This window comes from Methyloglobulus sp., from assembly GCF_046714055.1.
Taxonomy (GTDB): Bacteria; Pseudomonadota; Gammaproteobacteria; order Methylococcales; family Methylomonadaceae; genus Methyloglobulus.
In genome coordinates, this window is the sequence record NZ_JBKKBJ010000067.1 from 1 (window position 1) to 10,046 (window position 10,046).

Annotated in this window: 10 protein-coding genes; 7 read left to right on the forward strand and 3 right to left on the reverse strand. The window is 48.1% G+C overall.

Translation table 11 applies throughout. The features are described 5' to 3' along the window. Positions 1 to 85: 85 nt before the first annotated feature. Entirely contained in the window at positions 86 to 1,111 is a 1,026-nt protein-coding gene (locus ACLQ6D_RS04080; protein ID WP_411726013.1) for a hypothetical protein, read from the reverse strand. A gap of 303 nt (positions 1,112 to 1,414) precedes the next feature. On the opposite strand from ACLQ6D_RS04080, the gene ACLQ6D_RS04085 reads away from it, so the two are divergent. The 7 genes from ACLQ6D_RS04085 to ACLQ6D_RS04115 all read left to right on the forward strand — a co-directional run bounded on the left by ACLQ6D_RS04085 (position 1,415) and on the right by ACLQ6D_RS04115 (position 9,243). Beyond that, on the forward strand, positions 1,415 to 1,942 hold the full coding sequence (locus ACLQ6D_RS04085) for an FAD-binding protein (RefSeq protein ID WP_411726014.1): 528 nt from the start codon (positions 1,415 to 1,417) through the stop codon (positions 1,940 to 1,942). A gap of 3 nt (positions 1,943 to 1,945) precedes the next feature. Further along, on the forward strand, positions 1,946 to 2,557 hold the full coding sequence (locus ACLQ6D_RS04090) for a hypothetical protein (protein WP_411726015.1): 612 nt from the start codon (positions 1,946 to 1,948) through the stop codon (positions 2,555 to 2,557). After that, positions 2,539 to 2,961 carry a hypothetical protein gene (locus ACLQ6D_RS04095; RefSeq protein WP_411726016.1) on the forward strand — a complete coding sequence of 141 codons (423 nt, stop codon included), beginning with the start codon at positions 2,539 to 2,541 and terminating at the stop codon, positions 2,959 to 2,961. Before ACLQ6D_RS04090 ends, ACLQ6D_RS04095 begins: the two co-directional genes overlap by 19 nt. Positions 2,962 to 3,308: 347 nt before the next feature. Continuing rightward, the gene (locus ACLQ6D_RS04100) at positions 3,309 to 4,988 is read left to right on the forward strand and encodes a cytochrome P450 (RefSeq protein WP_411726017.1); all 1,680 of its coding nucleotides are present in this window, start codon (positions 3,309 to 3,311) and stop codon (positions 4,986 to 4,988) included. After that, positions 4,960 to 5,562 carry a nuclear transport factor 2 family protein gene (locus ACLQ6D_RS04105; RefSeq protein ID WP_411726018.1) on the forward strand — a complete coding sequence of 201 codons (603 nt, stop codon included), beginning with the start codon at positions 4,960 to 4,962 and terminating at the stop codon, positions 5,560 to 5,562. Before ACLQ6D_RS04100 ends, ACLQ6D_RS04105 begins: the two co-directional genes overlap by 29 nt. Before the next feature lie 21 nt (positions 5,563 to 5,583). Further along, positions 5,584 to 7,827, forward strand: a complete 2,244-nt coding sequence (locus tag ACLQ6D_RS04110) for a terpene cyclase/mutase family protein (protein ID WP_411726019.1) — start codon at positions 5,584 to 5,586, stop codon at positions 7,825 to 7,827. Between the two features lie 3 nt (positions 7,828 to 7,830). Continuing rightward, positions 7,831 to 9,243, forward strand: coding sequence for an FAD-dependent monooxygenase (locus ACLQ6D_RS04115; RefSeq protein WP_411726020.1), 1,413 nt, complete (start codon positions 7,831 to 7,833; stop codon positions 9,241 to 9,243). Here the strand turns inward: ACLQ6D_RS04115 and ACLQ6D_RS04120 are convergent. Both ACLQ6D_RS04120 and ACLQ6D_RS04125 read right to left on the reverse strand, forming a co-directional pair. Continuing rightward, positions 9,223 to 9,405, reverse strand: a complete 183-nt coding sequence (locus tag ACLQ6D_RS04120; protein WP_411726022.1) for a hypothetical protein — start codon at positions 9,403 to 9,405, stop codon at positions 9,223 to 9,225. The two genes, ACLQ6D_RS04115 and ACLQ6D_RS04120, sit on opposite strands and share 21 nt — an antisense overlap. A 28-nt stretch (positions 9,406 to 9,433) precedes the next feature. Then, a complete protein-coding gene (locus ACLQ6D_RS04125) occupies positions 9,434 to 9,919 on the reverse strand; it encodes a response regulator transcription factor (RefSeq protein ID WP_411726021.1) in 486 nt (161 codons plus the stop codon). Positions 9,920 to 10,046: the final 127 nt, after the last annotated feature.

A 10,046-nucleotide genomic window follows, 5' to 3' on the forward strand; every position in this document is an offset into this window, starting at 1 on the left:
TTGAACTGCCGAATTTAGGTTAAATAAACAAAATATCCAAACCTTGGGGGGCGGGCTAGCGGTTTGAAACTGCCATGTCAGTTAATCAATGGCATTGACCCAAGACGCCGCAAAGTCGCTCAAAAGATTTGAGCATTTTGTCTTTCAGCAACTTCCGACCGATTAGATGCTTAATATCGCTGGCTATTCCCGCCACTTGGTCGGTGTAACTGCGTACCTGCTGAAAGACTACCGTGCCATCATGATACGGTAGGCAGCCGGTTATCCATTGGCTGGAATTGTAGGAATGCGACGCATAGAACTCCCGGGTCAACACCAAGACTCCGCCGTTCCAATCAATATTGACGCGATGTCTTAGGATGGCCGTAGACCGACTTTCCACGTTTTTTTCCACCCAAGGGAACGCCTCGTCTGCTTCCGGCGGTAAAGCTTTCGGGTAGTCTAGCCAAGTCTTGTGCAAAGCTGGAAAGTAACGCGCCAGGATAGCGCTTGCGTTTGCGGCCTGGCGCAATTCCATGGATGGCTTGGAATCCAGGCCCTGCTCCCGCGCATAAGGCGCTATCGTATTCGTCCCCCCGCGCCGATAGGTTGCAAAGCGCTGGAACAGAATCTCCCGGTAGCGCTGTGCGACTGCGTCCCCGATGACCTTATGGGGTGTCTGCTTGAGAGTTTTGAAGCTGTCGATCTCATGGGCGGACAAGTTGAATTCGTCCCCCGGCTCGGCATCCAACAATGCCTGGGTCTCTTCCTTGGACAGGACGAAAGGTGCCAAGGAATCCACCCCGCCATGCTCTGTCAACATTCCGTGAGCAGTGACATCAACGTCAAGTGAATCAGGATATTCCAGCCGCAAATGCCCGGCCACCTTGGCCAAAGGGACAGGCAGAAGCCAAGCGATGCCCACGGCAAGCTCGTCGGCGCTACGTTCGCTCAAGGCATAAACGACACGCTTCCCTTGCGCCAGTTCGGCAATCTGTTTCTTACCCATCCCCAACACGCCCAACACCTCCTCGACCACTGGCGGTTCAGCAAAAGCGGGAATTCCCGGCAGGATAAAACTGATGCTTAATAGCCTCGCCAGGGTTACGGCAAGATTCAGTTTCTGCGGCATTGGGCGACCCCAGGTGTCAAAAAGTTGTGGGCAGATCGTATGCTCGGTGGTTCAAAGATGCCGAAAATCAATATGATATAATGGGTATCTCTAATAATTCCTGATTCTCCAGCAATTTTTGGGTACAAGGACACAGCCACGGCATGAGATAATAGCACAGTGGTCAAAGGGAGATAGTGCCGATGACACACCCTGGATTATTCAACATCGAAGGCATGGTTGATACTTATGAAATCGAATAGTGCCCAATACCAATAACTTACCGAGAATTGGCAATTTACCGATTAATTTAGGATAAACCCAATGACAAAACTCGAACTATTATTTGAACACGTACTTACGCATTATCGCGGAATATTCGCCACCATTTTCCTCCTGCCCATTTCGGCGATCTATGGCGTCTATGCAAGCATCCGTAACTGGATTGCCTTTTGTTTCAACAGTGCCCCCACCAAACACGATGCCAGGGTTGAAACGGTGATCCGTCAAATCGTGGCCTGGAAAAAGCAAGGCGCGGGACAAAAACTCTGCACTGCAAGATCAGGCTGGAAAACCATGAGCGAGCTGGTGCCTAAATATAAGCTTTCCCACCGCAAGATCGATGTCGGACTGTACGACATACTTGAAATCGACGAACATCGCGGAATTGTCCGGGTGGAACCGCTGGTGGCCATGGGCCAGATTTCGCGCTACCTCATATCCCGAGGCTGGACGCTGCCGGTGGTGCCGGAATTGGACGACCTGACTGTGGGCGGCTTGATTATGGGTTTCGCTGTGGAAACCAGTAGCCATAAATATGGGCTATTCCAGCATATTTGCGAATCCTTCTAGATTGTGACGGCGGAAGGGAAACTGGTCAAATGCAGTCCTTCGGAAAATCCCGATCTCTTTTATCAGATTCCGTGGAGCCATGGCACCTTAGGCTTTCTGGTGGTTGCCGAATTGAAAATCGTTTCGGTCAAGAAGTATGTCAGGCTTCACTACCAGCCTGTTTATGCCCTTGATGGGTTGGTCAGCGTTTTCGAGCAAGCCTGCCGCGATACCGAAAACAATGATTTCGTGGAAGGTCTGGTTTTCGGCCGCGATCAGGCGGTCATCATGGTCGGCAGCTTCGCCGATGCCGTGGGCTCGGATGGATTTTTGAACGCCATCGGGCAATGGTATAAGCCTTGGTTTTACAAACATGCCCAAACTTACCTGGAGCACGGGAAGGAAGGTGTCGAATATCTGCCGGTGCGGGATTATTATCACCGGCACACCCGCAGCTATTTCTGGGCCATGGAGGAAATCATTCCTTTCGGCAATCATCCCATTTTCAGGGCATTGCTGGGGTGGGCCTTGCCGCCCCGCATCGAATTATTGAAATACACAGAAACGCAAACCACTCAGCGGCTCAGGGAAAAGTTTCATGTGTCCAGGACATGCTCATGCCGATCCGGTATTTGAAGCAGTCCATTGTCTATTTCGACGAGCACTTCCGCTTATATCCCTTATGGGTTTCGCCGATGGCGATTAAGGATAACGGCGGACAGCCTGGCTTTGTCTACCCTTTCAGGACGGAGGAAGACACCGTGGACGAAATGTATGTGGATATCGGCGCCTTCGGCACGCCGGGCAAGGAGGATTTCGATAACGCCGTCGCCTTGCCGTTGCTGGAAAAATTCGTCATCGAACATCGGGGCTACCAAGCCTTGTATGCGAGAACCTCCATGAGCAGGGAGGATTTCAGGATGATGTTCGACCATGCCGACTATGACCTTTTGCGGGAGCGGTTGCCGTATTGCCGACAAGCCTTCGAGAGGTGTACGACAAGGTTTCCTCGAAAGGTAGGGTTTCGCCGGTCGAGATGAGGAAGCTGGAAAAGGCGGGTTGAGAACTGACACTTATAGCCATTGGAACCTTTCGCCAACAACATAGGTTCTCCATGCGTTGCCTGGAGTGCATGGGGTAACTTTTCATGATTGGCTGATTCAGATCCACATGGGGTTTAATGCCTCGATGATCTACCCTTGGCGAGATATGGCTTGCAGCCACGTTCCAGTGATCGACCAGAAAGTTTTGTACATTAACCAGACACCGCGTAAAATTACAGGTTACTTGGCATTCGCTTGTAGCATTCAGATGCTTATGCTCTCCGAGGAACCTGGAGTTTATAACATCAACGTTCCTTAATGCTCACTTCCATGCAAATCGAGATATGACTACGACTAATACCGAAAAAACCGTTTCGCCTGGCAAAGCGCCGCCTAAAATGCCTGGCGCACTGCCGCTTTTAGGGCACATGCTCGAATTTGGCAAAAATCCCTTTGACTACATGGTTAGACTTAGAAATACACTGGGGGAAATCGGTGAATTTCGCATGTTTCATCAGCAAATGGTGCTAATGACCGGGCCTGAAGCGAATGAAGCTTTTTTTCGCGCACCGGACGCTCAGTTGGATCAAAGCCAGGCATATAAAATCATGACGCCAATTTTTGGCAAAGGCGTGGTTTTTGATGCACCGCCGCATAAAAAAGACCAACAGCTTAAAATGCTTATGCCGGTATTGCGCGATAAACCGATGCGAGACTATGCACAAGCGATAGTTCAGGAAGTCGAACAAATGGTTGCCCGGTGGGGCGATACCGGCGAAATTGATTTGCTTGTGTTTATGAAAGAACTCACTATTTATACTTCCAGTCATTGCTTGCTCGGCGATGAATTTCGCTATGAACTGAATGATGAATTTGCCAAAATTTATCATGATCTTGAAAAAGGCGTGAATCCTCTGGCTTTTGTTTTCCCTTTTCTGCCCTTACCAGTGTTTCGCCGCCGCGATAAAGCGCGTGTCAGGCTGCAAGAGTTAGTCACCGGTATTATTGCCAAAAGAGCGCAGAAACCGGAAAAAAGCGAAGATGCGTTTCAAATGCTGATTGATGCCAGATATGACGACGGCAGCCGTTTATCTGCCCACGAAATAACGGGGATGTTAATCGGTACCATATTCGCAGGGCATCATACAACGGCAGGAACAGCCGCCTGGACTTTGCTGGAATTGGCGCGACGGCCTGAATATATGGAACTTGTATTGAATGAACTGGATACACACTTCGGCGCTGATGGCGAAGTGACTTTTCAATCCTTACGCGAAATTCCGGTACTGGAAAATGTCATTAAAGAAGTTTTGCGCTTGCATCCTCCGTTGATTTTTTTGATTCGCAAAGTCATGCAAGACTTTCATTTTAAAGACTACACGGTCAAGGCTGGAAAATACGTTTGCGCCTCGCCGCGCGTTTCGCATCGCATCGCCGACATTTTTCCCAGTCCGGAAAAGTTTGATCCTGACCGCTATTCGGAAGCGCGTCAGGAAGACGCCAAGCCATTCAGTTGGATTGCTTTCGGCGGTGGCAAACACAAATGCAGCGGCAACGCTTTCGCTATGCTGCAACTCAAAGCAATTTTTTGCATTCTGTTACGCCGATATACCTTTGAACTGATCGACGACAAAGACAATTATCAGGATGATTTCACCCAAATGGTGGTTCAACCCGTATCACCTTGCCGTGTTCGGTACATAAAACGCACAGGCATTAAAGAAACTGCTACTGAATCAATACAGGACAGTACACAAGAGAACGCACAAACTGGCCATGGCTTTCAAATAAAAATCGACAGGGAGCTTTGCCAGGGGCATGCAACCTGCATGACTGAAGCGCCTGAACTTTTTCTAGTAGACGATGCAGGCAATGTAACCGTTTTACAAGAAAACCCACCGCTGGATTTGCTGAAAAAAGCCCGGCAAGCCGAAAAATATTGCCCAACTAAAGCGATTATTGTGAACTCAAATGAACGCATGACAGAGACAAAGAATGGCCGCATATCCCAGAGCAGAACTTGAAGAAATGGTTGAACGTTGGTTGCAGGTGAATCGTGACGCTGAAAAAGAAGGTAACTGGCCCAAACACTTGGGCGCGATGTATACCGATGACGCAGAATATCGCTGGAATATAGGCCCTAATGAAGAATTTGTGGCGCGTAGCCGTAAAGAGATAGAAGAATGGGCTTTAGGTGTACAAATGGAAGGCTTTGAAGAATGGCGCTATCCGTACCACCGTATTTTAATTGATGAAAAACAGGGCGAAGTGATAGGCTTATGGCGTCAAGTGTCGCCTGCGCTGCGTGAAGATGGCACGCATTATGAAGTGGCAGGCATGGGCGGTTCCTGGTTTCGTTATGGCGGCAATTATAAATGGGAGTGGCAACGGGATTTTTTTGATTTAGGCAATGTGAAAGCCTTGTTTTTTGAATTAGCCGCCGACGGCAAACTCGACCCGGCCGTGAAAAGAAAAATAGGCAAACTGGCCAAAGGGCAATTACTGCCCGGCCATGAGCGTTTGCGCAAACAGCCTGGTTTATGGAAAAAACTGAAAGGCTTTATGGCAATGGTACGCATTGCCTTGTTTAATCAATAAATCCAAACCCCAGAATAATCTATGCTGAATGTAAAATCTAGCTGGAAAAACTGGCAACTACTCACTGAAAAGGGTCGGCAAATTTGGGCATTCAAGCCTGGCTCAAACTATATTAATGAGCATCTACAAAATGTAGATAACATCTCGGACGAAGAAATAACACAGTTTGCCGAGGATTTTCAGTTTGACCCATTCAATAATCCCAATTCTGGCGACAAGGTTTACAGAAACGCAGCCATTAATGCGAAGTTCCAGGAATTTGCCGGGCAAATACCGCGATCAGAGAACCCCGAAGCGCAAAAAGTCACTGATGCGCTCGTCAAAGGCATGAACTACTACGCTTGCCTGCAAACTGATGACGGTCATTGGCCGGGTGATTACGGCGGCCCGTTATTTCTTTTACCCGGCCTGCTGATCGCTTCTTATATTTCCGGTACACCGTTTCCCAAGGCGCACCGTGAAATGATGAAGCTTTATTTATTCAATCATCAAAATAAAGATGCCGGCTGGGGCATGCATATTGAAGGTGAGTCGACTATGTTTGGCACGGTAATGCAATACGTGTCATTGCGCATTCTAGGAGTAGATAAAAATCATGAGTGTGTGCTCAAGGCCAGGACGTGGATCAAAAACAATGGCGGTGCCACCGGTATCCCTTCCTGGGGAAAATTTTATCTTGCTGTTTTGAATTGTTATGACTGGCAAGGTTTTAACAGCCTGTTTCCTGAAATGTGGTTATTTCCCAAATGGCTGCCTGTTCACCCTTGGCGCTACTGGTGTCACAGCCGCATGGTTTACTTGCCGATGGCCTATTGTTATGCACAGCGAATTAAAGCGCCCGAAAATGAGCTGATTTTGTCATTAAGGGAGGAAATTTATAACGAAGATTTCGCTTCTATTAACTGGCCGGAACAACGTAACGCCTTGTGCGAAAAAGATTCTTACACCACGCTCTCTCCGGTACTGAAGTGGATGAACTTTTTCACCAACAGCTATGAAAAATTCAAATGCAACTGGTTAAGAAAAAAGGCCACAGACTACATTTTAAAGTACCTCAATGCCGAAGACGGGCAAACCGGCTACATCAACATAGGCCCCGTCAATAAAGCCATTAATTCTATTTGTATCTGGCATGCCTGCGGCAAAGACTCCGCGCAATTTAAAAAGCATGTGGCGCGTTGGTATGATTATTTATGGGTTGCTGAAGACGGCATGAAAATGAGTGGCTACAACGGCTCGCAGCTTTGGGATACCGCTTTTGCAAGCCGCGCCATGCTGGAAAGTGACTTGGGCAAACTATTTCCTGAAACTATTGCGAAAAGCTATCAGTTTATTGAGCTATCGCAAATCAAAGCGGAACATCCGACGCATACCGTGTTTTTTCGTCATCCAATGATAGGCAGTTGGCCCTTTTCAACGGCTGAAAATGGCTGGCCGGTTGCGGATTGCACGGCGGAAGGCTTAAGCGCCACTTTAGCCATCCATCATTCAGGCCTGGTTAAACCGTCGATTGATGAGCAACACATTAAACAAGCTATTGACATTATACTTTCTTACCAAAATACCGATGGTGGCTGGGCAACTTATGAATTGACACGCGCGCCTAAATGGTTGGAAAAACTCAATCCTTCCGAGGTATTTGCCGATATAATGATCGATTATTCATGGACGGAATGTACTGCGGCTTGTGTTATTTCTTTACTGGAAATTCAGGAAACTTATCCGGCGTACAAAAACAGCGAAGTACGCAAGGCAATCAGTGCCGGACTTAACTTTATCCTAAAGCAACAAAAGCCGGATGGCTCCTGGTATGGTGGGTGGGCAGTCTGTTTCACCTATGCCACCTGGTTTGGCGTGGAAGCGCTCAGTAAGGCCAAGGGTAAGGGCTATTATGACGATGCGTTAATAGCTGCCGGCATTAACAAAGCCAGCGCCTTTTTAGTCGGCAAGCAAAAAGTTGATGGCGGTTGGGGAGAGACTTTCGAATCGTGTTCCAAACTGGTTTATACCGAGGCGGCGAAGTCCCAAGTGGTAAATACCGCTTGGGCCTTGCTGACATTAATGGCCGCTGATTTTGGCGATAACAAAGTTATCGAAAACGGTATTAATGTGTTGTTGAGCAGACAAACCGGCATCGGCGATTGGCCACAGGAAAATATTTCAGGCGTATTTAATTATAACTGTATGATAACCTATGCCAATTATAGGAATATCTTTCCTATCTGGGCGTTGAGCCGATACTGTAGGCGGTCTATTCAGGAATGATAAATGAATCAACGCAGTTTAAAGCACTCATATCAGGGGCTTAGCATGAAGTCAGAGTTCGACATCTGCATTGTTGGCGCAGGCATGGCGGGCGCCACTATCGCCGCTCATCTTGCTCCCAAGGGCATTAAGATTGCGTTAATCGATCATTGCTTTAAGGAGAAAAAGCGCATCGTCGGTGAATTGCTGCAACCCGGAGCCGTTCAGTCGCTTGAGCAAATGGGACTCGGGCACTTACTGGTTGGTTTTGATGCGCAGCTGGTTGAAGGTTATTCGTTGCTGAAAGGCGATGAAAAAATAACAATTCCTTATCCGGATAGCTTAAAGGGAATGGGCTTGCATAATGGCCGGTTTTTGCAGCAAATTAGAGCCTCCGCCCTGCAAAATGAATCGGTTAGGCAAATACACGGTAAGGCATTGCAACTGCTCGAAAATGAGCAACATGAAATTATTGGCGTTAGTTATAGGGAATCGCTCACGTCCGAGATAAAGACCGTTCATGCGCCCTTAACCATTACCAGCGACGGGTTCTTTTCAAATTTTAGGGAACATCTCAGCAATAATGAAAAAACCGTGACCTCTTATTTTATCGGTCTGATTTTAAAAGACTGTGAAATGCCTTTTCCGAAACATGGGCATGTGTTTTTATCGGGGCCGACACCGTTCATTTGTTATCCTATTTCCAGTTTTGAAGTCAGGGTTTTAATCGATTTTCCGGGCGAACAGCTTCCCAGAAAATTGTCGCTGCAAGCGCATTTGGATGCCAACGTTACACCGTATATCCCCGAAGGTATGCGCAACAGCTATGAGCAGGCTTTGCAGGAAGGCGGATTCAAGGTCATGCCCAATCATTACATGGCGGCGAAACCCATATTACGGAAAGGCGCGGTAATGCTGGGCGATGCCCTTAATATGCGCCATCCCTTAACCGGCGGCGGATTGACCGCGGTATTCTCGGATATACAAATTTTGAGTAGATATTTATTAGCTATGCCGGATTTCAATAATACGGATTTGATTCACGAAAAAATCGAAGCGTATTACCGTGACAGGCAGCACGCCAATGCCAATCTTAATATTCTTGCGAACGCACTCTACGGTGTGATGTCGAATGATTTGCTCAAATCTGCTGTTTTCAAATACCTACAGTGCGGCGGCGCTAACGCGCAGGTGTCGATTGCTATTTTGGCTGGTTTAAACAAAAAGCATCATTCTTTGATAAAACAGTTCTTTTCGGTGGCATTGTTCGGTGCCTACGACTTGGTGCGTGAAAACATAGCGAATATCCCCAAGTCAATAAAAATTCTGACGGATGCGTTCACCATTATCATGCCCCTGGCTAAAAACGAGCTTTCATTAGCCGCAGTTATTAGCGGTTATTTCAAAAACTCCGGTTTACTTCAACGCTTTTCGTAAGAACCACGGGGGTTTTAGATAAATGCAGGCATGGTTCGATTGCCACAATGCCCGTGGTTCATAGCTGATAGTCGCTTCCATCCGGGGCGGTTCGGACATAATCCTCGCCCGTTCGGCCAGTCGCACCAAATCGGCCAATGACCGGATTTTTAATTTCGTCATCAGATGAGCGCGGTGGACTTTGATGGTTTTATCCACGGTATCGAGGTCGACGGCGATTTACTTGTTTAGCCCGCGTGGCCCAGGATCTCCCCTCGCGCGGCATAAGCGTGTCCAGCCTCTCCCAGATTTCTGCCAGTTCGGCACGAGTCCGCTGGATCATGCGATCCTTTTCGAAGGCGGCATGGATGGCTTCGATCAAGTCATTTTCATGCACGGGTTTGGTGAAAAAATCGACGGCAGCCTGTTTCGTCGTTTGTACACTCATCGGAATGTCACCGTGGCCAGTGAGAAGGATGACCGGTAATCCAATGTCCCGGTCGGCAAGTTTCCTGTTGCAAATCCAGGCCATTGAGATAAGGCATGGCGACATCGAGTACCAGACAACCGTGTATGCCCGGTCGTATTGTTCAAGAAACTCCTGCGACGATGCAAACGTAGCCACGTTTAGTTCGAGGGAACGTAGCAGACGCGCAAGGGCTTTCAACACGGCTGGGTCGTCGTCAACGCCGGGCATCAATGTTATGGTCAACTAAAACCGGACACATTCTTAGGCAGCTTTCCTATAAAAATCCCGCTCAAATTCCAGCGGGGATCGATAGGCTAGTCTTGAGTGCGCACGTCTCCCGCTATAAAAAGCCAGG

Excerpts from the sequence above, each read along its gene's own strand:
- ACLQ6D_RS04080 (WP_411726013.1), bottom strand. The coding sequence starts at position 1,111 with ATGCCGCAGAAACTGAATCTTGCCGTAACCCTGGCGAGGCTATTAAGC.
- ACLQ6D_RS04085 (WP_411726014.1), top strand. The coding sequence starts at position 1,415 with ATGACAAAACTCGAACTATTATTTGAACACGTACTTACGCATTATCGC.
- ACLQ6D_RS04095 (WP_411726016.1), top strand. The coding sequence starts at position 2,539 with ATGCCGATCCGGTATTTGAAGCAGTCCATTGTCTATTTCGACGAGCAC.
- ACLQ6D_RS04100 (WP_411726017.1), top strand. The coding sequence starts at position 3,309 with ATGACTACGACTAATACCGAAAAAACCGTTTCGCCTGGCAAAGCGCCG.
- ACLQ6D_RS04105 (WP_411726018.1), top strand. The coding sequence starts at position 4,960 with ATGGCCGCATATCCCAGAGCAGAACTTGAAGAAATGGTTGAACGTTGG.
- ACLQ6D_RS04110 (WP_411726019.1), top strand. The coding sequence starts at position 5,584 with ATGCTGAATGTAAAATCTAGCTGGAAAAACTGGCAACTACTCACTGAA.
- ACLQ6D_RS04115 (WP_411726020.1), top strand. The coding sequence starts at position 7,831 with ATGAATCAACGCAGTTTAAAGCACTCATATCAGGGGCTTAGCATGAAG.
- ACLQ6D_RS04120 (WP_411726022.1), bottom strand. The coding sequence starts at position 9,405 with ATGACGAAATTAAAAATCCGGTCATTGGCCGATTTGGTGCGACTGGCC.
- ACLQ6D_RS04125 (WP_411726021.1), bottom strand. The coding sequence starts at position 9,919 with ATGCCCGGCGTTGACGACGACCCAGCCGTGTTGAAAGCCCTTGCGCGT.